General features: G+C 63.3%; 16 protein-coding genes and 1 tRNA gene. 8 read left to right on the top strand and 9 right to left on the bottom strand.

The window, feature by feature from the left end; all coding sequences use genetic code 11:
* Window positions 1–49: 49 nt before the first annotated feature.
* The gene (locus HMPREF3087_RS05530; protein ID WP_070428376.1) at window positions 50–367 is read right to left on the bottom strand and encodes a putative quinol monooxygenase; all 318 of its coding nucleotides are present in this window, start codon (window positions 365–367) and stop codon (window positions 50–52) included.
* Window positions 368–498: 131 nt separating this feature from the next.
* Here HMPREF3087_RS05530 and HMPREF3087_RS05525 point away from each other — a divergent pair, with 131 nt between their 5' ends.
* The 3 genes from HMPREF3087_RS05525 (at window position 499) to HMPREF3087_RS05515 (ending at window position 3,464) form a co-directional block, all read left to right on the top strand.
* On the top strand, window positions 499–1,314 hold the full coding sequence (locus tag HMPREF3087_RS05525; RefSeq protein WP_070428424.1) for an IclR family transcriptional regulator: 816 nt from the start codon (window positions 499–501) through the stop codon (window positions 1,312–1,314).
* Window positions 1,315–1,395: 81 nt separating this feature from the next.
* Window positions 1,396–1,902 (top strand): hypothetical protein, encoded by a 507-nt coding sequence (locus HMPREF3087_RS05520; RefSeq protein WP_256173049.1) that lies wholly within the window; start codon window positions 1,396–1,398, stop codon window positions 1,900–1,902.
* The gene (locus HMPREF3087_RS05515; RefSeq protein ID WP_070428374.1) at window positions 1,902–3,464 is read left to right on the top strand and encodes a GMC family oxidoreductase; all 1,563 of its coding nucleotides are present in this window, start codon (window positions 1,902–1,904) and stop codon (window positions 3,462–3,464) included. Before HMPREF3087_RS05520 ends, HMPREF3087_RS05515 begins: the two co-directional genes overlap by 1 nt.
* Window positions 3,465–3,634: 170 nt before the next feature.
* Here the strand turns inward: HMPREF3087_RS05515 and HMPREF3087_RS05510 are convergent, their stop codons facing one another.
* From HMPREF3087_RS05510 to HMPREF3087_RS05500, 3 genes are read right to left on the bottom strand one after another with little or no spacing between them, the layout of a single operon-like run.
* Window positions 3,635–4,804, bottom strand: coding sequence for an acyl-CoA dehydrogenase family protein (locus HMPREF3087_RS05510; RefSeq protein ID WP_070428373.1), 1,170 nt, complete (start codon window positions 4,802–4,804; stop codon window positions 3,635–3,637).
* A gap of 21 nt (window positions 4,805–4,825) precedes the next feature.
* Window positions 4,826–6,817: an acetyl-CoA carboxylase biotin carboxylase subunit gene (locus HMPREF3087_RS05505; protein WP_070428372.1), complete on the bottom strand. Its 1,992-nt coding sequence runs from the start codon at window positions 6,815–6,817 to the stop codon at window positions 4,826–4,828.
* A gap of 5 nt (window positions 6,818–6,822) precedes the next feature.
* Window positions 6,823–8,442: a carboxyl transferase domain-containing protein gene (locus tag HMPREF3087_RS05500; protein ID WP_070428371.1), complete on the bottom strand. Its 1,620-nt coding sequence runs from the start codon at window positions 8,440–8,442 to the stop codon at window positions 6,823–6,825.
* A 192-nt stretch (window positions 8,443–8,634) separates the two neighbouring features.
* Here HMPREF3087_RS05500 and HMPREF3087_RS05495 point away from each other — a divergent pair, with 192 nt between their 5' ends.
* Window positions 8,635–9,324 carry a TetR/AcrR family transcriptional regulator gene (locus HMPREF3087_RS05495; protein ID WP_083272059.1) on the top strand — a complete coding sequence of 230 codons (690 nt, stop codon included), beginning with the start codon at window positions 8,635–8,637 and terminating at the stop codon, window positions 9,322–9,324.
* 115 nt (window positions 9,325–9,439) lie between these two features.
* Here the strand turns inward: HMPREF3087_RS05495 and HMPREF3087_RS05490 are convergent, their stop codons facing one another.
* Together HMPREF3087_RS05490 and HMPREF3087_RS05485 are read right to left on the bottom strand one after the other, a co-directional pair.
* Window positions 9,440–10,339 (bottom strand): universal stress protein, encoded by a 900-nt coding sequence (locus HMPREF3087_RS05490; protein WP_070428370.1) that lies wholly within the window; start codon window positions 10,337–10,339, stop codon window positions 9,440–9,442.
* A 257-nt stretch (window positions 10,340–10,596) separates the two neighbouring features.
* A tRNA-Thr gene (locus HMPREF3087_RS05485) sits at window positions 10,597–10,669 on the bottom strand.
* Window positions 10,670–10,829: 160 nt separating this feature from the next.
* Between HMPREF3087_RS05485 and HMPREF3087_RS05480 the strand changes: the two genes are divergently transcribed.
* Window positions 10,830–11,957, top strand: a complete 1,128-nt coding sequence (locus HMPREF3087_RS05480) for a M20 family metallopeptidase (RefSeq protein ID WP_083272064.1) — start codon at window positions 10,830–10,832, stop codon at window positions 11,955–11,957.
* Window positions 11,958–12,043: 86 nt separating this feature from the next.
* Here HMPREF3087_RS05480 and pdxS read toward each other — a convergent pair whose 3' ends face one another.
* Window positions 12,044–12,955: a pyridoxal 5'-phosphate synthase lyase subunit PdxS gene (gene pdxS / locus HMPREF3087_RS05475; RefSeq protein WP_061940879.1), complete on the bottom strand. Its 912-nt coding sequence runs from the start codon at window positions 12,953–12,955 to the stop codon at window positions 12,044–12,046.
* A gap of 181 nt (window positions 12,956–13,136) precedes the next feature.
* Here pdxS and HMPREF3087_RS05470 point away from each other — a divergent pair, with 181 nt between their 5' ends.
* A complete protein-coding gene (locus tag HMPREF3087_RS05470; protein ID WP_083272057.1) occupies window positions 13,137–14,711 on the top strand; it encodes a MocR-like pyridoxine biosynthesis transcription factor PdxR in 1,575 nt (524 codons plus the stop codon).
* A 90-nt stretch (window positions 14,712–14,801) separates the two neighbouring features.
* Here HMPREF3087_RS05470 and HMPREF3087_RS05465 read toward each other — a convergent pair whose 3' ends face one another.
* Together HMPREF3087_RS05465 and tmk are read right to left on the bottom strand one after the other, a co-directional pair.
* Entirely contained in the window at window positions 14,802–15,956 is a 1,155-nt protein-coding gene (locus HMPREF3087_RS05465; RefSeq protein WP_070428368.1) for a DNA polymerase III subunit delta', read from the bottom strand.
* Entirely contained in the window at window positions 15,953–18,649 is a 2,697-nt protein-coding gene (gene tmk, locus HMPREF3087_RS10730) for a dTMP kinase (protein WP_070428367.1), read from the bottom strand. Before tmk ends, HMPREF3087_RS05465 begins: the two co-directional genes overlap by 4 nt.
* 98 nt (window positions 18,650–18,747) lie before the next feature.
* On the opposite strand from tmk, the gene HMPREF3087_RS05455 reads away from it, so the two are divergent.
* Both HMPREF3087_RS05455 and HMPREF3087_RS05450 read left to right on the top strand, forming a co-directional pair.
* Window positions 18,748–19,503 (top strand): lipoate--protein ligase family protein, encoded by a 756-nt coding sequence (locus tag HMPREF3087_RS05455; protein ID WP_070428366.1) that lies wholly within the window; start codon window positions 18,748–18,750, stop codon window positions 19,501–19,503.
* Window positions 19,504–19,749: 246 nt separating this feature from the next.
* Window positions 19,750–22,545: an esterase-like activity of phytase family protein gene (locus tag HMPREF3087_RS05450; RefSeq protein ID WP_070428365.1), complete on the top strand. Its 2,796-nt coding sequence runs from the start codon at window positions 19,750–19,752 to the stop codon at window positions 22,543–22,545.
* Window positions 22,546–22,605 lie beyond the last annotated feature (60 nt).

Here is a 22,605-nt window from a genome sequence, read left to right as displayed (position 1 = left end):
AGAAGCGGAGGCCGGGGTCGAAACACCCCGGCCTCCGGTTTATATGCTGTCAGATCTTCAGTTCGCCCATTTCGTCCCAGCCTTCACCGTCGACCTGCCGAGACACGATCTTCGGTGTAGCCGTCAAGTGCGGCCGCATGGCCTCCAGGCCCTTAGCGAAGTGCTCACTGGTCACATGCGGCTCCGCACCTTCGTCGGTGAATGCCTCAACAAGCACGAACTCGTTCGGGTCCGCAAGGCTCCGCGACCACTCGAACCACAGGTTTCCATCTTCTGCACGAGTCGCCTCAGTGAACTCGGCAACAATTGACGGCCAATCTTCGACACTTTCAGGTTTCACCGGGAACTTAACAACGATGAAGTACATCGCACCCTCCTGCTCGTTTGATCACTGTCAGCACAACTGTTGCACCTGTGAACCCACCTGTCCTCACCTCTTATCGATCAGTGAGAACGAAACATGTGCCGCTTGAAAAGACGGTGTGCCAAACTGACGCCATGAGCGAAGGACAACTCCAGAACCCGGCTGCCAAGCCCAGCAGGGACGGGATCTTGAAGCGAGCTCTGGCGATCATTGAGTACATCGCAGAAAACGGAGGCTCGGATGCCAAAGCCGTATCTGCGGGGACGGGGATACCGCTTCCCACCACGTACAGGCTTCTGGGTGAGTTGTGCGCTGAAGAGCTCCTCGTCCACTTGAAGAACGAACAGACCTACGCGCTGGGCTACCGCCTTCACAAGTTCGGTGTCCGTCTACATGCTGACCTTGGCCTGAGCAAAGAGATCCGCAGAGAGCTCAGCGAGATTCACCAACGGCTCGGAATGGCAACATACCTGGCAATCCACAGGGGTATGGATTTCGTCGTCGCTCATGTGTGTGATTCCCCTGCCGCACCCCGTCTTGCCCCTATGAGCTTCGGGTTCAGAGAAAACCCCCACGCGTCGGCATTCGGCAAGCTAGGTCTTGCGGCACTTGACGAAAGCTCTCGGAAACAGGTCCTCACCGAGTCGGGAATGCCAGCTTTGACGGGTCGAACAATCACCGATCTCGGTGATCTCCTGTCTGAGCTGAAAGCTATAGAACGCGACCGAATCGCCTGGGAACACGAGGAATTTCAGGAAGGGGTCTCCTGTGTTGCAGTGCCCTTCTTCAGCACAAACGGAGTGCTTCTAGGGTCAATAGCCGCATCTGCTCCCACATCGGCGTACGAAGGCATGCGCACTCGCATTGAGCACGTACTCCGCTCGGCAGCATCGCGAGTAGGTCGCATGTATCGACTGGGCCCACACTTCTACCGGCACGTTTATCAATAGCTGAGATCCGCGCCTTACCTGCTGGCTCTGCGAGGGTTAGCGTCGGTACCACTTCAACGACGAAGGAGGTACAAGATGCCGATGCCCAATTCACTTCCGGCTAAGTACGGGGCGCTCAACGCTATGGAGTTCTCTGACGAAGCCAAACAGGTCTTGGTGAAAATACTCGCGACGGCGTTTCCGCATAAAAACTTTCCCCAGGGACCCTATGAGCGGATGGCCGACAAACTCATCTCGATGGCCGACGAATCTCCCTGGTTTCGGATGAAGCTCATCCAGGGGGTCGAGACAATCGACGCGGGCGCCGACCGAAAGTTCTCGACGCTTCCCTACGAAGAGGCGCTGGAAGCGCTCAAGAAAGTAGAGCGGACAGAGTTCTTTTCCTTCATCCGCCGGATGACCATTCTGACGATGTACGAAGACGAAGAAGTCTGGTCAAGCGTCGGCTACGAAGGTCCGTCGTTCGACAAGGGCGGATACATCAACCGCGGGTTCAATGACCTCGACTGGCTGCCTGAACCGCGAATCGAAGAATCAGAGGAACCGCTGCCGGACTTCGGACCGGGGCACAAGGAAGGGGTGTCGTGATGGTTGAGTTCAATGATGATCGTGCAGTCGTCATCATCGGTTCCGGTGCGGGAGGCGGAACCCTGGCCTATGAGCTGACACGCCAGGGCATCCCCGTCGTGCTGCTTGAAGCCGGCCCATACCTGCAGAACGAAGACTATGTAAACCTCGAGTGGGAAGCCTTCAACCAGATGGCGTGGCTTGATCCACGGACAACATCGGGAAGCTGGCGAATTGCACAGGACTTCCCCAATCTGCCCGCCTGGATTGTCAAGGCCGTCGGCGGTACGACAACACACTGGTCAGGTGCCACGCCGCGATTCAAAGCCCACGAATTCAAAGCGGCAACTACATATGGCAACGTCCCCGGAGCGAATCTGCTTGACTGGCCGATCACCCTCGAAGATCTAGCCCCCTACTATGACCGGGCTGAGATCGCAATGGGGTCAACACACCGCCACGGCCGACCACCCCTGCCAGCCAATAACAACTACAAAGTGTTTGCAGCCGGTGCTGAACGCGTGGGCTACAAGCACTACGCCACCGGCCCCTACGCAACCAACGCCGAGCCTTATGACGGCCGCCCCGCATCAATCCAAGACGGCTTCAACTTCCAGGGCGATAAGAACAAGTCGAAATGGTCGATACTCGTCCGCGAGATTCCCCGCGCTCTGGAAACCGGGCTCCTGGACCTGCGCCCCGACAGCACGGCAGTGCAGATCACCCATGACGCCTCTGGCCGAATCGACTCAGTCCTGTACATGGACAAAGAAGGCAAAATGCACCGACAGGCAGCGGGAGTCGTCTGCGTTGCCGGCAACGCGATTGAGACACCTCGCCTTCTGCTCATGAGCGCAACATCGGCATTCCCCGATGGGCTGGCCAACGGATCGGGCATGGTCGGTCGCAACTACATGCGCCACATGACAGGCTCCGCCTACGCGATGTTCGACAAGCCGGTGCACATGTACCGCGGCGAAACCATGGCCGGGATCATTGCCGACGAATCTGTTCACGACCCCTCGCGCGGATTCGTCGGCGGTTACTACATGGAGACCATTTCACTCGGACCGGCGTTCTTGGCAAGCTTCATCGATCCCGGAAACTGGGGAGAGGACCTCACCCGCTGGATTGACAACTACGACAAACTTGCCGGCATGTGGATTGTCGGCGAGGACATGCCGCAGGAATCCAACCGGGTAACACTCAGCTCGACGGCGACCGACACCAACGGCCTGCCCGTGCCGAATGTGCATTTCGACGACCACGAAAACGACATTTCCATGCGCGAGTACGCCTACGGCAAGGCCGAAGACCTCTACCGAGCAGTCGGTGCCCTCGACGTCCATAGGACACCGCCATACCCTTCAACCCACAATCTGGGCACCTGTCGAATGGCGGCGAAGCCTGAAGACGGACCGGTGGACGGCTTTGGACGTGCACATGAGATCCCGAACCTCTTCGTGTCTGACGGTTCACTGTTCACGACCGGAGCCGCAGCAAACCCAACCCTGACCATCGTTGCCCTTGCAATGCGTCAGGCCGACTACATCGCCAACGAGCTCAAGACCGGCGGCCTGTAGAACCTGAGACACACGGCTGACGAACACAGCAGCTGTAGGCAACAAGCAGCCGGCTGTCGCGACAGGTTTTCACACCTGCTGCGACAGCCGGCTGCTTCGCTCAGCGGCACGGGCTCGGCAGCCGAAGTTTCAGCTCAAGCCGAGCCCCACCTCGTCAGCCCAGCTTCAGATCACAGCCCGAGAGCGCGAGCGATGAGCATGAGCTGCACCTCGGTGGTGCCTTCGCCGATCTCGAGGATCTTCGAGTCGCGGTAGTGGCGGGCCACCAGGTATTCGTTCATGAAGCCGTAGCCGCCGTGGACCTGTGTGGCGTCGCGCGCGTTGTCCATGGCTGCTTCACCTGCAATGAGCTTGGCGATGGATGCTTCCTTCTTGAACGGTTCGCCGGCCAGCATCTTCGAAGCGGCTTCGTAGTAGGCCGCACGAGCTGCCGAAACACGGGCTTCCATACGGGCGATCTTGAAGGAAATCGCCTGGTAGCTGGCAATCGGCTTGCCGAAGCTCATGCGCTCCTGGGCGTACTTCACGGACGCGTCAACACAGCCCTGCGCGGCACCGACAGACAGCGCGGCAACCGCGATACGCCCCTCATCGAGGATCCGCAGGAAGTTTGCGTAGCCGCGACCGCGCTCACCCAGCAGGTTCTCTTCGGGAACCTTGACGTTGTCGAAGGTCAGCGGGTGGGTGTCGGAGGAGTTCCAGCCGACCTTGTCGTACAGCGGCTCAGCCGTGAAGCCGGGAGTGCCGGCCGGAATCATGATGGTGGAGATCTCCGGCTTTTCCTTCCCGTCCTTGCCCACGCGGGTGCCGGTGACGGCGGTCGCGGTGACCAGGCGGGTGATGTCGGTGCCGGAGTTGGTGATGAACGACTTCGAACCGTTGATCGTCCATTCGCCGTTTTCCAGCGTCGCCTTGGTGCGGGTGCCGCCGGCGTCTGATCCGGCTTCGGGTTCCGTCAGGCCAAAGGATGCAAGACCGGAACCGTCCGTGAGCTTGGGCAGCCATTCCTTCTTCTGCTCTTCCGTGCCGAACAGGTAGATGGGCATGGCACCGAGCGAAACAGCGGCCTCGAGCGTGATGGCCAGCGACTGGTTTTCGCGCGCGATTTCCTCAATCGCCAGGCACAGTGCGAAGTAGTCTCCGCCCATGCCGCCGTACTCTTCCGGGAAGGGCAGGCCGAACAGGCCCATCTTGCCCATCTTCGCGACGAGTTCATAGGGGAATTCGTGCTTGCGGTCGAGTTCAGCTGAAACGGGGGCGACTTCGTTGTCGGTGAAATCAGCAACTGCCCTGCGGAGGCTTTCGTATTCCTCCGGCAGCATTCCTGGGGTGAAGCTCATGAGCTCTCCTTAAGTTCTGGGTCAGTCTTCTTCTGCTTCTTCGTCGACGATCGTGACGAGCACTTCGTCCAGTGCCACCTGAGCGCCGACCGTGGCTTTGACGTGGGCGGTGCCGGCTGCGGGTGCGCGCAGCACGTGCTCCATCTTCATGGCCTCGACGACGGCGATCGGGTCGCCTTCTGCGACCTCCGCACCGTCTTCGACCAGCAGCTGGGTCAACGACCCTGGCATGGGTGCGCAGATGTCGGCACCCGCGGCACCCGGGTCGAGTTCAGATTCGGCAACGGGGCGCGCAAAGCTGTAGACGCCTCGTTCGCTGGCGACCCAGATCATGCGGGTGTCCGGGTCGGCCCACAGCATCGCGGTGTGCTGCACGCCGTCGATCGTGAGCTTGTACACCGTGTCACCGGCTTCCGTGGTGACTCGCGTGAGCTCTTCGCCGCGCCACACGACGGTCTCGACTTCACCGCCGTGGGCCAGCTTCACGCTCACGGCAGGCTGGCGGCTGGATCGCCACCCGTTGGGCCGAGCCCACGCACTGGGCGCTTCTGCGCGCTCCCCTGCCGAGGTGCCGCCGAGTTTCTGTGTTCCCGCGGCTCCCCGGGTGCTCACCACGAACGCCGCGGCGAACAGTTTGTCGATCTCACCGGCAGCGTGGGCAAGTTCATCTTCCGTCATGCGGTCAATCAGGCCCGTGTCGAGTTTGCCTTCGACAACATCGTCACGGCGGACCAGGCGACGAACGAAGTCGATGTTCGTCGTGATGCCCGGCACGGCTGAGCGTGCGAGCGCGGAGTCCAGGCGTGACAGCGCGGTTTCGCGGTCATCAGCGGTGACGATCACCTTGGCGATCATCGGGTCGTAGTCAGACACGATCCGCTGACCGGCTTCAAGACCGGCGTCAATGCGGATGCCCTCACCTTCGGGGAACTGCACGTCGAGTGCCGTTCCGCCGGTGGGCAGGAAGCCGCGGGAGGGGTCTTCCGCGTAGACGCGCGCTTCGATCGAGTGGCCGGTGAGCGTGATGTCTTCCTGCTTCAGCGAAAGCTCTTCGCCGTTACCGATCCGCAGCATCCACTCGACCAGGTCAACACCCGTGACCTCTTCGGTGACGGGGTGTTCCACCTGCAGGCGGGTGTTCATCTCCATGAAGAAGAACTCATCGGGCTTGTCAGCCGAGACGATGAACTCGACCGTGCCGGCACCGCGATAGCCCACGGAGCGGGCGGTGTCGCAGGCAGCCTGGCCGATGGCCGCGCGGGTTTCTTCGTCCAGCAGCGCTGACGGAGCTTCTTCGATGACCTTCTGGTGGCGGCGCTGCAGGGAGCATTCGCGTTCGCCCAGGTGAATGACGTTGCCGTGCTCATCAGCGAGGATCTGCACTTCAACGTGCCGCGGCGTGGCAACCAGGCGCTCAATGAACAGGGTGTCATCACCGAAGCTCGACGCTGCCTCGCGGCGGGCTGCAGCAAGAGAGTCCTTGAGGTCCTTTGGGTCGTGCACCGCGTGCATGCCCTTGCCGCCGCCTCCGGCTGAGGGCTTGATGAGGATGGGGAAGCCCACCTCGTCAGCCCGCTCAATGAGCTGTTCGTCCGTCAGGCCGGCTTCGGCCACACCGGGAACCAGCGGCACATTGCGCGAAGCCACAGCCTGCTTGGCTGTGATCTTGTCGCCCATCGTGCGGATGGCCTCGGCGGTCGGACCGAGGAACACAATCCCCGCGTCCTCACAGGCCTGAGCGAATTCGGCGTTTTCCGACAGGAAGCCGTAGCCGGGGTGAATCGCCTCGGCACCGGTGTCCTTGGCGGCCTGAATGACCTTGTCGATCCGCAGGTACGATTCCGCAGCAGCTGCCGGACCCAAGCGAACCGCGACATCGGCGGCTTTGGCGTGTGCCGCCTCGGCGTCGGCATCGGAGTACACGGCAACCGTTTTGATGCCCAGCGCACGGCAGGTGCGCATAACGCGCAGGGCGATTTCACCGCGGTTGGCAATGAGAACTGTTGAAAACACAGCGATCACATCCTGAACACGCCGTAGCCGGGCGCGTTGTTGGGGCGGGCAAGCGGGGCGTAGCGGGCGGCTTCCAAAGCCAGTGCGAGCACCTGGCGGGTGTCGCCGGGTTCGATGATGCCGTCATCCCACAGCCGTGCGGTCGAATAGTAGGGCACACCCTGGGTTTCGTACTGCTCAAGGACAGGCGCTTTGAATTCGGCTTCTTCTTCAGCCGACCATTCTTCACCGCGAGCTTCAATCTGGTCGCGTTTGACGGTGGAGAGCACGCTGGCTGCCTGTTCGCCGCCCATGACGGAAATGCGGGTGTGCGGCCACATCCACAGGAAACGCGGGCTGTAGGCCCGCCCGCACATCGAGTAGTTGCCGGCTCCGTAGGAACCGCCGATGACGACGGTGAACTTCGGTACGCGGGCGGTGGCCACTGCGTTGACCATCTTCGCTCCGTGCTTGGCAATACCGCCGGCTTCGTAGTCGCGGCCGACCATGAAGCCGGTGATGTTCTGCAGGAAGATCAGCGGGGTGTCGCGCTGGTCGCACAGTTCGATGAAGTGTGCGCCCTTCTGCGCGGATTCGCCGAACAGCACGCCGTTGTTGGCGATGATTCCCACGGGGTGTCCATCCAGGTGGGCAAAGCCGGTGACGAGCGTTGTGCCGTATTCGGCTTTGAATTCGTGGAACTCGCTGCCGTCGACCAGACGGGCGATGACTTCGCGGACGTCGTACGGGGTTTTGAGATCAGCCGGCACCACCTGGGTGAGTTCGTCCGGGCTGAACAGCGGTTCGCGCGGTTCCCTGCGCGCCCACGCCGGGGTGAGGCTTTCCTGCGGGGGCAGGGTGGACACGACATCGCGCATGATCTCCAGAGCGTGTTCGTCATTGGCCGCCAGGTGGTCGGTGACACCCGAGGTGCGTGAGTGCAGAGCACCGCCGCCAAGCTCTTCAGCTGTGACGACTTCGCCGGTTGCGGCCTTCACCAGCGGCGGGCCGCCCAGGAAGATCGTGCCCTGTTCGTTGACGATGATCGATTCGTCCGCCATCGCCGGAACGTACGCACCGCCGGCAGTACACGAGCCCATGACAGCGGCCAGCTGCGGAATGCCGGCGGCCGACAGGGTCGCCTGGTTGTAGAAGATGCGGCCGAAGTGCTCGCGGTCAGGGAAGACGTCGTCTTGATTCGGCAGGTTGGCACCGCCGGAGTCGACCAGGTAGATGCAGGGAAGCTGGTTTTCGCGCGCAACTTCCTGGGCGCGCAGGTGCTTCTTGACGGTCATCGGGTAGTAGGTCCCGCCCTTGACCGTGGCGTCATTGGCGACGATGACGCATGTGCGGCCAGCAACGACGCCGATGCCGGTGATGATTCCAGCACCCGGGCTGTCGTCGTTGTACATGCCGTTAGCAGCAAGCGGCGACAGCTCCAGGAACGGAGTGCCCGGGTCGAGCAGCTGTTCGACACGATCCCGGGGCAGCAGTTTGCCGCGGTCGATGTGCCGCTGCCGTGAACGCTCAGAACCGCCCAGGGCGGTCTGGGCAATGCGCTCACGCAGTTCGTCGATGAGCGTCTGGTGCGCCGCGGCGCGTTCGGCGCCGACCGCAGCATCAGGCGGCGTGCCTAGTGTCTTCATCCGAACTCCTTCGTACTGGATACCACTGGGCCGTGAGGTTTCAGACCTTCAGACGGGCTTTCAGAATGTGCTTTCTGACTGCCGCTTGCCGATTTCAGTGAATTGCCACTAACTGAAAGTATAGTATGCCGATGTGTCTCCAGACACAAGCAAGAACACCGGCGGCGAAAGAGCCCAGCAAAGGAGGGCGGCATGACACGCAGCGCAACAGGCGCGACCCGCCCCGGCAACGCCCAGGTACCCGACAATCAGGTGACAGCAGGCAGTGAAGCCGGCGGCACCTCGGAAGCTTCACCGGCCCCGACTAAGCGGCAGGCCGCGAAAGAGCGCAGGCGCCAGCAGATCCTCGATTCGGCCAAAAAGCTGTTTGCCCGTCAAGGGTTCCGCGCCGTCAGCATTGACGACATCGGCGCGGGCGCGGGGATTTCCGGGCCTGCGGTGTACAGGCACTTCGATTCAAAAGAAGCGCTGCTGGCCGAACTTCTGGTCGGCATTTCCAAACGGCTGCACGCTGGCATGAGCAGCATCGTCGCAGCCCACAGTGGCGCACAGCCGCGCGAGGCAATGGAAGACCTCCTGGCCTTCCACGTGGAATTCGCGGTGAACGAACCGGAGCTCATCCGCATTCAGGACCGCGACTTCGAGGCCCTGCAGGAAAGTGATCGCAAACGCGTGCGCCGCCTGCAGAGGGAATATATGACCGGCTGGGAAGACGTGCTGATACACGTGCACCCCGACCTTGAAGGGGCCGGGGTGCGGGTGCTTGTTCAGGCGGTCATCGGGATGCTCAATTCGACGCCCTACGTGGTGCGCAGGCTCGACAAAGACGTCATCGAGCAGCATCTGCGCGACGCCGCCCGCGCGGCACTCCGCCTGGGGTGAAGCACCCAGCGGAGCACCGCGTGCCGGCAGGGTGAGCCTGACGGGAGACAGACACGGCCGGGGCTCTATTCCCGCCCGTGGCTTTTCACCGCAGGGCGGAGGCAGTGAACGGAAGTCAGTTGATGATGCGGCGGCTGGCCAGGCGCGGGTCGTCGCGGAATGTCGACAGCAGCAGTGAGCTGCGCGCTTCGGTCACCAGTCCGGCTGCGGCTCGACCCAGCTGGACCGCCATTCCGTGGAACAGGTTCACACCGCGCTTGCCGATGCACAGAAGCTGCGCGTCGGCAGAACCCTCAGCGAGCGCTTCGACGGGGTTGGAAGATTCGACGAACTTCGCGGACGCCTTGAGGTCGCGGAATTCTGAGCGCAGCCACGTGAGGTCGAAGTCGACCTGCGAGTTGGCCCGGTCAGAGTTTTCCAGAGTTCCGGTGGCGACGACCACTTGGAGGGGAACTCCCGCCCGCTGCGCAAATTCCGCTGCGTCGAGTGCGGCAACCGCCGAATATTCCGAGGTGTCCATGCCGACAATGACGGGGCGTTCGTCACGGCCGTCTTCGCTGTCTTCAAAATCGTCAACGGGTCGGTGAATGAGAACCGGGCACAGTGCGTGTCCCGGCAAGCCGCGGCTGACGGTGCCGATCCTTCCGGCAACGGGCTGGTCTGATCCGTGGTGGCCGATGACCAGCAGGCCGGCGTCCATACCGCACTTGTCGAGCTCTTCTGCCGGGTCGCCGAACAGCACGCGGGATTTCACTGAAGCGCCTTCGGGAATGACGAGCTTCGATATGACGCGCTCAATCGCAGCTTCGCCCTTTTCACGTTCTTCCGGCGTTCCGACGGTTGAGAAAGTGCCGGGCAGATTGTGTTCGTAGTCGCCTGCCGGGCGTTCGGTTTTGATGACGGTGACAAGGTCAATGGGAGCGTCCTGCGCGAAGTTGTCCACGGCGAACTGCGCCGCTTTGCGGCTTGAACCAGAACCGTCGATTCCGACGACGACGTCTCCGCTGATCTTCACGTAGCACTCCCGGTAGAAGGTCTGCCTTTCCTGCACCCTACTGTAACCCGGACCACACTCCCCCACGGCACACGAGGTGGAGCTCGACTTCCTCTTCGACGGGCTTGCCACCCAGGAGCAGGATGCGGCCGGATTCATCTGAACGGCCGGTGAGGCGAGCGCGTGCACATTGGCGCGAGAAAGCGCGAAGGCGAGCGGCGCCTCGTGAGACAAAAAGAAGCTCCCCTTCCGAACCTGGAAGGGGAGCTTTTATGCCGAGCCGCCTGCCGGAATCGAACCGGCGACCTATTCATTACGAGTGAATCGCTCTGCCGACTGAGCTAAGGCGGCAACTCGGAAAATGATACTCGAACGCAAAGACAAGGGCAAAACGACCGGAACCGCTGCACGCCCACCCAGTAAGGTGACAAGGGGCAACCCCAACAGCCGCATGACAGGCGGCACGCACATACACGTCGACAGTAAGCAGAATCAGGACAGGGAATCACCAGTGGACAGCACGGAACTCGACCGATTCATCCGCCATTTCCGCACACTCGTGGAATGCGAATCACCGTCGATGGACCACTACGCCCTGTCACAGTCCGCCAGAGTTCACGCAGCCGTCGGCAAAGAACTGCTGGGCGTGGCGCCGCGAATCATCACGGTTTCCGACACTCCCCACCTGCTGTGGCGGTTCGGCACACAGCCGCGGAAAGTCGTCATGATCGGCCACCATGACACCGTGTGGCCCATCGGCACGCTCGACACCATGCCGTTTGCCGTCAACAAGGGCGTCATCACCGGCCCTGGCACCGACGACATGAAGGGCGGCAACCTCATCGCCCTGTACGCGGCCGCCCGCGTGCAGAAGAAACTCGGCTCACTCGATGGGCTGTCAATCTTCATCAACGGCGATGAGGAGCTCGGCTCACCATCATCACGCCACCTGATCGAAACGGAGGCCCACGGGGCTTCGGCCGCCTTGGTCTTCGAATCCGGCGGGCCAGATGGTGAGCTCAAAGCTGCGCGCAAGGGTGTTGCACTCTACGGCCTGAACATCACCGGGCGGGCCGCCCACGCGGGCGTTGAACCCGAACGCGGCATCAACGCCACCGTCGAAGCCGCCCACCAGATCCTCACCGTGGAGCGGCTGAACGACCCTGCGGTGGGCACGTCTGTCATCCCCACTGCCATGCACTCGGGCACTACAACCAACACCGTGCCGGCAGAGGCGCAGCTCGACATTGATTCGCGCGCACTGACGGTCGCCGAACAACTGCGGGTCGACTCAGCACTGCATTCGCTCACCCCGCACCTGCCGGGGGCGCTGGTCGAACTGACCGGCGGCATCAACCGCCCGCCCATGGAAGAGCGTTCCAGCCGACCGCTGATCGAACTGGCTCAGCACATCGCCGACAGTCAGGGACTGCCGGAAGTACGGCCGATTTCGGTTGGCGGAGGGTCCGACGGCAACTTCACCGCCGGCATAGGAGTGCCCACCGTCGACGGCCTCGGCACAGTCGGCGGAGGGTCGCACGCTGATGACGAACACGCGCTCGTCGACTGGATCGGTCCGCGCACCACGCTGACCGCCGGCATGCTCGAACACCTGCTGACAGAAGGTCTGCCAAGCTGAGCCGGGCTGGACTGAGCCGGGCTGGACTGAGCCCGGCCACTCTGGGCTGACACGGGCCGTGCTGAGCCCGGGTCAGCCCAGAAGGCTCACCAACCGCGTTCGGCCAGGCGGTGCGGCGCGGGGAGGTCCGCGACGTTGATGCCGACCATCGCCTCACCCAGGCCGCGGGACACATCCGCGATGACGGTCGGGTCGTTGTAGTTCTGCACGGCGGTCACGATGGCCTTGGCACGCGCTTCGGGGTTGCCGGACTTGAAAATGCCGGAACCGACGAACACGCCGTCAGCACCCAGCTGCATCATGAACGCGGCATCAGCCGGGGTGGCGACACCGCCGGCGACAAGCAGCGGAACCGGCAGGCGACGCTCACGGGCGGTTTCGACGACCAGTTCGTACGGCGCTTGGAGTTCCTTCGCACGGACGTAGAGTTCGTCGGGCGCGTTTTCGTACAGGGCTGCAATTTCGTTGATTTCGCGGTTGAGCGTGCGGATGTGCTTGGTGGCTTCCGAAACATCGCCCGTGCCGGCCTCACCCTTGGAGCGGATCATGGCGGCACCCTCGTTGATGCGGCGCAGCGCTTCACCCAGGTTGGTGGCACCGCAGACAAACGGAACGTCGAAAGCGTGCTTATCGATGTGGTTGACGTAGTCGGCGGGGCTGAGGACTTCGGATTCGTCAACGAAGTCCACACCAAGCGACTGCAGCACCTGCGCTTCGACCTGATGGCCGATGCGGGCCTTGGCCATGACGGGAACGTCAACGGCTTCGATGATCGAGTCGATGAGGTCCGGGTCGGACATGCGGGCCACACCGCCCTGCGCGCGGATGTCGGCAGGCACGCGCTCAAGGGCCATGACGGCACACGCACCGGCATCAGCGGCAATGTGGGCTTGCTCGGCAGTGACGACGTCCATGATGACGCCGCCCTTGAACTGGTCTGCCAGGCCTCGCTTGACCATGCTCGACTGAGCGGCTGTCTGATGTCCGGGTGCTGCCATGGGAAATCCTTTCGGGCTTCGGCCGCTTGGGCGTGCGATGCCTGCGACATTTGCGGCACTGTGCCGGGGCGGCCAACTGATGTGACTTCGCCCATCGTGGCCCGTAAAGCGGATCAAAGCCAGGTCCAGTTCTGCATCCCAGCATTAGACCACTTATCCGGCGGTCAGCTACTGTCTGAGCATGGCCCGCACCCCTCGCCCAGTGACGCTGCCTGTGTCCGTTGATCGCAGCACAAGCGTTTCGCTTCCCGTGCAGATCGCCGGTCAGCTGCGCTCCCTCATTGAAACCGGGACTCTCGTTCCCGGCACCGAACTGCCGTCAACCCGCAGCCTCGCCCGCCTGGCGGGCGTATCCCGTGGCAGCGTCGTCGCCGCCTACGAACAGCTGACCGCCGAAGGGTGCATTGTGTCGGCAGAAGGCTCTGGCACGATCGTCAGCCCCGACCTCGCCGCGGTCCCACGCCCAGCGGCAGCCGAGCACCCGCCGACCCCAACCGGTTTGCCCGGCAGCCGGCAGGCGCCTCGTGAACCCGGCTCGGTGAGGCGCGCGGATGCCGCGGACAGCGGGACCGGGGCACGGGGCGCGGAGGCGAGCTCCACCTCGCCGATCAGTCTCCTGCCTTCCCGCGTGGACGGCTCCGGGGTGGTGTCGCCCATGTGGCGGGCGGCCTGGCGGGCCGCCGCGCGTGAAGCCGAAGAAGACTTCCGGGAGGGGAGCTCAGAACCACTGGGTCTTGCCGAACTGCGAGTCGCTTTTGCCGACCGGCTGCGACGTGTGCGCGGTATGCCCGCCTCTGCCAAGCGGGTTGTCGTCACCGCGGGTGCTCGCGACGGCCTTCGGCTGGTTCTGGACTGTCTGCAGCACCGAATGGGACGAGGTGGAGACGCGACCGGGTCGGCAGTGTCAGTTGGACGGCCAGTGCTGAGCATCGGCATTGAGTCCCCCGGGTATCCGGGCCTGCGACGAGCTGTCGAGGCTTTGGGCCACCGGCTGATTCCTGTGCCCGTTGACGATCACGGGCTGGTTCCCGAGCAGATCCCAGATGGTCTGGACGCGCTCATTGTGACGCCGTCGCACCAGTACCCGCTGGGCGGTTCGCTGCCGCTGGCCAGGCGCCTGGCGGTATTGGCTGCAGCCGATGCGCATGGTTTCACTGTGATCGAGGATGATCACACCGCCGAGTTCCGATGGGACGCAGCGCCTTTGCCGACTTTGGCTGGGCTTGCGGTTTCGGAGCGCGCACCGGTCGTTCTGCTGTCATCATTGGCGTCGCTCATCAGCCCCGGTATTGCTTTGGGCCACCTGCACGTGCCGGTGGAGTGGATCGGTGATCTTGCGGTTCTGCGCGCACAGCTGGGAGCGCCGGTGAGCCGGATTCTGCAGCGGGCAGTGGCTGGACTCATTGAGTCGGGTGGTTTGGAACGTCACGCGGCGGCGGTGCGCGCACAGCATCGGATCAAGTTGGATGTTGTGCGGACGGTGCTGGGGCGGGTTCCCGGATTCCATGTTGACGAGGTGCCGGGCGGCCTCGCCGCTGTTGTCACGGTCGATCTGCCGGAAGCTGAGCTGGTTGCCGCGGCTCAATCGCACGGGGTTCGGGTGCAGCCGCTGTCGGAGTACTGGGCTGGACAGCTGCCTGACGGTGTGGATGACGGTGGACTGCCCGATGGGATCGTTGTTGGCTTCGGCGGGCCGGAGAGTGAACTGCACACGGGACTTCGCCGGCTTGTGGAGGCTGCCCGCGCGCTGAGGTGATGTGGTGCGGCAGGTGCTATGCGGGGCTCCGTTTGCTGGCAGCGCCGTTCCTGCGTACTGCTCCCGAGCGCGCGGACTCAGGGCATCGGCTCAGAGCGTCGTGTGAGTTTCCAGCCAGGGGTTGGCCAGTCCGATGAACGCGGCTTCGACGATCAGCAGGGGTGCGGTGTTGGTCTGCAGGCGTTCGCGGGCCAGTTCAAGCACGTTGATGCGTTTGAGTGTTGTTGTGGCGTCGTCTTGTGCGGCGATTTCGCGGATGAGTTCGGCTTCGCTGATGTTGATGAGTGTGTCCCCACTGCCCAGCTGGGTCAGCAGAACATCGCGGTACAGCGAAAGCAGTTCGAGCATGATCGAGTCGAGTTCGTCAGCCCGTGCGCGAACTGCCCGGCGCTTCTGTTCCTCTTCCAGCCTCTTCACCTGCGGGCGCAGAGCCGGCGGCACTGCTTTGCCGGGTTCAACACCCAAGGTTTCAAGCAGTTCAGCGCGTTCCTTTTCTGAGCGGGCTTTTGTGCGCTCTTCCGCGCGTTCGGACGCCGCTTCGACTGTTCGACCCGCCAGCCGCACTGTTGCGCCGACGGATGTGAGACGCTGAGGGATTTCAAGGATCCTGCGGCGAGCCTGCGCTGCGTCGTCATCAAGTGCCAGATGTTTGGCCCGTCCGATGTGGTTCTGTGCGGCGGCAGCAGCCCATTTGGCACGCTCGGGGTCGACACCGTCGCGGTTGACCAGCAGCTGGGCAACGGCCTCTGCCGGCGGGATGCGCAGGCCCACGGTCCGGCAGCGCGACCGGATGGTGGTCAGTACGTCTTCGGGGCTGGGCGCACAGAGGATCCACACCGTGGTCGGCGGTGGTTCTTCGATGGCTTTGAGCAGCACGTTGGAGGTGCGTTCGGCCATGCGGTCGGCGTCTTCGATGATGATGACGCGCCAATCGGCGTTGACCGGTGAGCTTTGCGAGGTGCTGACCAGCTGGCGCACTTCGTCAATGGAGATGACGGACTTCTGGGTGCGCAGCATCGTCATTGATTCGTGGGTGCCGGAGAGCGCTCGCTGCGCCTCGGGACTGAGGCTTGCGCCGTGGTCTTCAGTCAGCAGCGCGGCAGCGAAGGCTCGAGCCGCATTAGATCGGCCCGAACCGGGTGGACCGGTGATAAGCCACGCGTGCGTCATCCCCTGACCGGCCGCAGCAGCGGAAAGTTCGCTGATGGCTGCTTCTTGGCCGACGAGGTCGTCCCACACACTCACCGTTTGCCCCTGCGGGCCTGACGCAGACGTTCACGCGCCTGGCGTTCGATTTCGGCCTGCTTGCGCAGCTTTTCGGCGCTCTGTTCCGGCTGGGACGGCAGAATGCGGGTTGCGGCATCGTCGTCAGCGCTCACAGACGGTGTGTCCGGAAGGATTGTGTCAGCTTCCGGCACGGGAGCAGGTTTCGCTTCCGGCTTCGGCGGAACACTGCTGTCAGGGTCTGCGGCGGTGTCAGCACCTTCAGCGCTGCCCGCAGCAGTTTCGACCTGTTCCGGTTCAGCGGACTCCTGCTGTTCTTCCGCTGGTTCTGGCTGCACGTCAGCTGGCTTTTGGCCATCGCTTGTTTCCTGCGATCCGTCAGCTGGTTTCTGCTGTTCTTCTGCCGGTTTCACGACGGGCATCTGTGAAACCGCCGGACCCTGCGCCGAAGCTGACTGGCCAGACGCGCCCTGTGAGCGCTGCTCTGATTCGGCACGAACATTCTCAGCTTCGAGCGAAGGCATGGCCTGTGTGGCATCGGGGTCGTCCGATGCCAGCAGATCCGCTGAGGAGCGCCGCGGGGTTTGCGAGTGGTCCTGCTGCCCCTGCGGCCTGCGGCCCAGGCCCGCAGCATCAAGTGCCGCATCGAGAGCCGCGGCGATGTCCTCAGAGACCTTCTGTGCGGGCTGATCGGCGTTGATGACCACGTAGCGGTGCGGGTTTTCTTCCGCAAGAGACAGGAAACGTGCGCGCACTCGGCCGCGGAACTCTGCGGACTGTTTGTCCAGGTGATTTTCATTGCCGCGCTGTGATGTGCGCTGTGCGGAGGCTTCTGGGGAAATGTCCAACAGCAGTGTGAGATTGGGCATGAGCCCATCAGTTCCCCACGCGGACAGGGCGAAGATGTCTTCTTCTGCAAGTTCGCGGCCGGCCGCCTGGTAGGCAAGCGAGGAGTCGATGTAGCGGTCGGTGACGACGACTCCGCCGGACCTCAGGGTGGGGTCGATCAGCGAGGCCACGTGGTGTGACCTGTCGGCGGCGTACAGCAGCGCCTCGGACTTCGGGGTGACTCCCTGGCCGTCGAGAATTGCGGCGCGGATCTGCTTGCCCTTGTCGGTGCCGCCGGGTTCGCGGGTGGTTTCGACATTGTGCAGGCCGCGGGCGGCCAAGTGCTTGCGGATGAAGTCGATCTGCGTTGTCTTGCCCGAACCGTCGGGACCTTCGACCGCGATGAAGAAACCGCTCTGCGCGGTCCGCACGGAGGGCGTCTGCAGGCCGCCACCGGACTGAGCTGCCTGCCCACCGTGCCCAGCAGGTGCGGCCGGTGCGTGCGGCTGTTTGGGGCCGTGCGCGCCTGCAGAACCGGCAGACTGACCCGGTTGCCCGTCTGCTGTCCGCGTGCGGAACGCGTGGACGATGTCGACGCCGATGCCGTGAATACCGGTGGGTGAGAACAGGAACAGCGCAATGATGCCGCCGACCATGGCCAGGAGTCCGACACTCGACACTGCGACTGCAGAGCCTGTGATGTTCCAGGTTGAGGCTTCGCTCAGCACGACTGTGAAGCGTGCGTCCAGGCTGAGGATGAGCAGTGTGATGATGGCACCGATGCCCAAGCCGATGCGCCGCGACACCTGGTAATCCTGTGCTCGCACGCCCACTCCGACGGCGAAGGCAGCCGCGGCGAACAGAAGCGCGGTGCCGGAGACTTCGTGGACCATGCCGCCGAGAATGGCGAGAACGCCCGCGCCGATAAGCGAAAAGGCGGTGAGCCTTGGCCGGGTCATGCCGGGAGCGAAAGTCGGCCCCGCCTCGTACCCGGCAGCCCAACCGACCAGAACGGCACACACCATGAGCCCGAGGCTCATGATGCCGAACGATTCGTCAGAAGCAGTAGGCACAATCACCACGAAAATTGAGCCGATCACGCTGAACAGCGCGTATACCGGCCACGGGGTGCCCACATCTACGTGGGCGCGAGCCTGCTGCAGCGCACGGGTCAGCGGGAACGCCCCGGTGGAGGGAATGCGAGAGCGCTGCAGCGGCGAAACGATGATGAGCACACCGGCCAGGATGATGACAATGCCGGATGCGAAGACCGTCCACGGAACAGCGGGCATACCCGCCCCGATGCCCGCCCGAATCTGGGCGACTGCGCCGATGAAGAAGAAGATCACCGCAGACACGGTGCCCGCACGCCAGGGCTTGGTGTGCAGTTCCGGGGTGTGAATGACCTGCAGAGAAATCAGCGCACCGAGGAACAACGCGGCAATCGCACCCATCCACACAGTTGAGTACACGCCGAAGACAATAAGGGTGATGCCCGTCAGCACGGACGTGATGGTCAGAATCAGAGTGCGCTGCGAAAACTCCATCGAGCGGACCCGCTTGAGCGGCAGGAAACTTCCAATGCCCAAAAGCACGATGACCGCCAAGTACGCAGGATTGGCGAAATTGCGGTTGAAGTCGCCGTCAGCTTCGCGCTGCACAACGGCTGCGAGCGCGCCCCCGCGGGCCGAAGATGCAAAGCCCACGACACCGGCCAGAGAATACGTCAGCAGGACAGAGGACATCACGGCCAGCCACGTCGCGGCTTCAAGAACCGCATGCCCGATGACACCGCGCTGCGGGGTGATGGCCGCAATCCGGTCAGAGGTGTCTGCGTTCGGGCCGCCGAAGGGCTGCTTGGCCGAAAGCCTCTTGTCATTGCTCATCTGATGACCTCCTGTGTCCTGACCATCCCAGCCTACGTTGACCCTCTGACACGACGCTGAACACACACCGTTCGAAAGCGTCCCGCTACAGTGTTTTCGTGTCGACACTCCATTTTCTGCCCCGAGGTCACGACGACCCGCTGACCACGCTGTCCCTGGCTCGCGTGCTCCTCGACTCGGTGCGTGCGGGGCGCAGGCCCGGTGCACTGCGCATCTACCGGCCCGAGTCGACCGTTGTGTTCGGCGGGCGTGACCGGTTCCTCGCAGGGTTCGACGACGCGGTCGGCAAGGCGCGCGAAGCCGGGTTCACTCCCCTGCTGCGCACACTCGGCGGACGAGTTGCGGCCTACCACCACGGCAGCCTCGTGATCGACCACGTGGAGCCCGCAGACCAGATGTTCACGGGCACTCAGGCACGCTTCACCTCGTTCGGTGACATGTATGTGCGGGCCCTGCAGTCAGTGGGGGTCGACGCGCGGCTTGGGGAGATCCCCGGCGAGTACTGTCCCGGTGAACACAGCGTCAACGTCGCCGGGAAGATCAAGGCGATCGGCACGGCACAGCGGGTGACGAAGACGGGGTGGCTGTTCTCATCGTCGGTCATAATCACCGACCCGGACCCCATTCGCTCCGTGCTGACGGATGTCGAGGCGGCACTCGGGGTCGACTGGGACCCCGCGACCGGCGGGTCGATCAGCGAAGTCCATCCGGACGTCACTGTCGATGCGGTCGAGCAGGCCTTTCTGGCGGAGTATGCGCGTGGCTATGACCTTGAGCCGTCGGAGTTCTCAGCCGAGGAAATCGAGGCGGCCGGCGCGTACAACTCGGTCAGCCAGCTCGAATCCACGCGCTGATGCAGATTTGCGCTTTAATGCAGCGCATCAGCGCGTGAAGTTGCATTAAAGCGTGAGAACGGCCCGCCGCGGTTCCAGAAAGCGCCCGCCGCGGTGCCAGAAACGGCCCGCCGCGGCCGCGCAGGCAACCCGCCACCCCACACCCCGCCCAGCCCGTTCACGCAGTTTTACCCTCAGCGAAACGGTGAGTTCACCAGCGAGTACGACGGTGAATAGGTTCGATTTCGGCCTGCAGAAAGTTCATCCGTGAAGCTCACTCGTCTTGCCCCCGCAGTACTCGCCGCCGGTTTGGTCGCCGGCATCGGCATCACCCCCGCTGTCCTCAGCGCATCCGGAGACACGACCCCGGCAAACGCGCAGACGGCCGCTTCCGGCGCCTCGTTCGCCCGGACCGCGACCTACCCCGTCTACGAAAACCGCCCTGACGGCGTCGACATCGCAGACGAAACCGTTGCCGAGATCTCCGACATCTCCGAAGACGGCAAGACGATGGTCTACACCGACGCTGCGGGCAAGCGCATCGGATTCCTCGATGTCAGCGACCCCGGCAGCCCCAAGGGACTCGGCACTGTCAGCCTGGCAACCCTTGGCAACGCGGACGACGAACCGACGTCTGTCGCGGTTGTCGGCGAATACGTGCTCGTCGTCATCAGCGAAACCGGCAAGGACTACGAAAACCCCAAGGGCCGCGTTGACGTCATCAAGCTGAGCGACCACAAAAAGGTCGGCTCCTACGATCTGGGCGGCCAGCCCGACTCGATTGCCATCAGCCCCGATGGCAAGCGCGCCGCAATTGCGATTGAAAACGAACGTGACGAAGACAAGGGCGACGGCGGGCTCCCCCAGCAGCCGACCGGCTTCGTCCAGACGATCAAGCTCGAAGGCGACCCCGCCTCGGATTGGAAGCCCGAACCTGTTCGCTTCCACAATGAGGACGGCACTCCCCTGCCCAAGGTCGCCGAGGCTGGCCTTGACACTCCTGAGGACCTCGAACCCGAGTACGTGTCGATCAACGGCCGCAACCAGCTGGCCGTCACGCTGCAGGAAAACAACGGTGTGGCGATCATCGACCTGAACACCAACGAAATTACGAGTGTTTTCAGCACCGGCAGCGTTGACCTTGAGAACGTCGACGCTAAGAAGGACAAGCTCATCAAGCCCACGGACTCGCTGAAGAGCGTGCCGCGTGAGCCCGATGCGATTGCTTGGATTGACGATGAGCACCTGGCCACCGCCAATGAAGGCGACTGGAAGGGCGGCAGCCGCGGATGGTCGGTTTTCGACAGCAGCGGCAAGGTCGTGTGGGATGCGGGTTCGTCGATTGAGGACATCGCCAACCGCTACGGCCTGCACAACAACAAGCGCGCCGAAAAGAAGGGCCCGGAAATCGAGGGCATTGCAACGGCCACCATGAACGGCACCCGCTACGCCTTCGTCGGTTCGGAACGTTCGAACTTCGTGGCCGTGTACAACGTTGAAAACCCAGCCAAGCCCGAATTCGTGCAGCTGCTGTTCACCACCAACGGTCCCGAGGGCATTCTGCCGGTGGAGAACCGCAACATGCTGCTGGTCTCCAGCGAGGTCGACGAAGCCAAGAACGGCGTGCGTTCGGCCGTCAACGTCTACCAGCTGTCGGACAAGCAGGACCCGCAGCCGTCGATCGTGGCGGATAAGTCCGAACTGGGCTTCAGCGCTCTGGGCGCTCTGACCGCCCACCCGACTGACGCGAAAACCCTGTACGCCGCATCGGACTCCGCTCTGGCCGAAGGCCGCGTGTACACGGTCGATGTCAGCGACAAGAACGCACCCGCCCGCATTACTGACGCTCGCTCCGTCATGCAGGACGGCAAGCCGGCTGAAGGCCTCGACATTGAGGGCATTTCCGCACGTGAGGACGGCGGTTTCTGGATTGCCTCGGAAGGCAAGACCGGTGACAAGAACGCGATCCACCGCACGGACGGCGAGCTCAACATCAAGGAGACCATCAGCTTGCCGGACGATGTTGCCAAGCACATCGGCAAGTGGGGGCTTGAGGGCGTTGACGCAATTGACGACGGCAAGGGCGGCGAATACGTCTACGCCGCAATCCAGCGTCCCCTGTGGAAAGACCCCGAAGCCAAGCCTCTCGAAGGGCTCGAGGGCGACAACACTGTGCGCATCGGCCGCTACAGCACCACCGACAAGACCTGGGAGTGGTTCTCCTACGAACTCGACTCCACTGACAAGGACGGCGACTGGATCGGTCTGTCCGAACTCACCGTGGTCGACAAGAACACCCTCGCCGTAATCGAACGCGACAAGCAGAACGGCCCCAACGCTGCGATTAAGCGCATCATGAAGGTCACACTGCCTGATGGTGCTGAGGCGGGCGGTGCAGTTGAGGCTGATTCGGCTGACGAGGCGCCAATCGCCGGCAGCGGCACCGCTCCGGGTGCCGACGGCTCGGGTTCGGGTGGCGCGGCCGGCGCTGCAGAGGAAGGCGCAAAGCCGCAGAAGGTCAAGAAGGCTGTTGCGGTTGACGTGTTGCCGAAGCTGCAGGCGCTCAACGGCTGGACGCAGGAAAAGCTGGAAGGCTTCACCATCGCGGCTGACGGCGAGGCCTACGCCGTCACCGACAACGACGCTCTCGATGACGCAACCGGTGAAACTGTGTTCCTGCGCTTGGGCAAGGTCTTCGGCGAAGATGCGCCTCCTGCAGAGGAAGAACCGGGCGATGACAACGCTGACGGCCCCTCCGATGACCCCACGGGAGGCTCTGAAGACGGCCAGGAGGGCGGCACCTCGGGAGACTCCGGCGATGCTGGCAGTGATGGCGGCGCAGATGGCGGCGCAGATGAAGCCGGCGACGAGCCGACTGACAAGGCCGGCGACAAGGCCACCGGCAATGCCGGCGACAAGGCCGGCCCCGAGGCGAAGGCGCCCTCCTCGAAGGGCGGGGCTCTGCCGCGCACGGGTGTGAGCATCGCTGCGGCACTTGCTGCGGCGGCCGCTTTCATCGGCGGAGGCTTCGGCCTGCGAGCTTTGGCTCGCCGCCGCGGCTGATTCCACGGCCCCACCCGCTTAGCCGACAGGCCAGATTCACGCTTTAATGCAACCTCACGC

The organism is Brevibacterium sp. HMSC22B09, from assembly GCF_001806795.1.
GTDB classification, from domain to species: domain Bacteria; phylum Actinomycetota; class Actinomycetes; order Actinomycetales; family Brevibacteriaceae; genus Brevibacterium; species Brevibacterium ravenspurgense.
This window is presented reverse-complemented; position numbering and strand designations above follow the sequence as displayed.

Excerpts from the sequence above, each read along its gene's own strand:
- HMPREF3087_RS05510 (WP_070428373.1), bottom strand. The coding sequence starts at position 4,804 with ATGAGCTTCACCCCAGGAATGCTGCCGGAGGAATACGAAAGCCTCCGC.
- tmk (WP_070428367.1), bottom strand. The coding sequence starts at position 18,649 with ATGAGCAATGACAAGAGGCTTTCGGCCAAGCAGCCCTTCGGCGGCCCG.
- HMPREF3087_RS05530 (WP_070428376.1), bottom strand. The coding sequence starts at position 367 with ATGTACTTCATCGTTGTTAAGTTCCCGGTGAAACCTGAAAGTGTCGAA.
- pdxS (WP_061940879.1), bottom strand. The coding sequence starts at position 12,955 with ATGGCAGCACCCGGACATCAGACAGCCGCTCAGTCGAGCATGGTCAAG.
- HMPREF3087_RS05470 (WP_083272057.1), top strand. The coding sequence starts at position 13,137 with ATGGCCCGCACCCCTCGCCCAGTGACGCTGCCTGTGTCCGTTGATCGC.
- HMPREF3087_RS05525 (WP_070428424.1), top strand. The coding sequence starts at position 499 with ATGAGCGAAGGACAACTCCAGAACCCGGCTGCCAAGCCCAGCAGGGAC.
- HMPREF3087_RS05520 (WP_256173049.1), top strand. The coding sequence starts at position 1,396 with ATGCCCAATTCACTTCCGGCTAAGTACGGGGCGCTCAACGCTATGGAG.
- HMPREF3087_RS05500 (WP_070428371.1), bottom strand. The coding sequence starts at position 8,442 with ATGAAGACACTAGGCACGCCGCCTGATGCTGCGGTCGGCGCCGAACGC.
- HMPREF3087_RS05495 (WP_083272059.1), top strand. The coding sequence starts at position 8,635 with ATGACACGCAGCGCAACAGGCGCGACCCGCCCCGGCAACGCCCAGGTA.
- HMPREF3087_RS05515 (WP_070428374.1), top strand. The coding sequence starts at position 1,902 with ATGGTTGAGTTCAATGATGATCGTGCAGTCGTCATCATCGGTTCCGGT.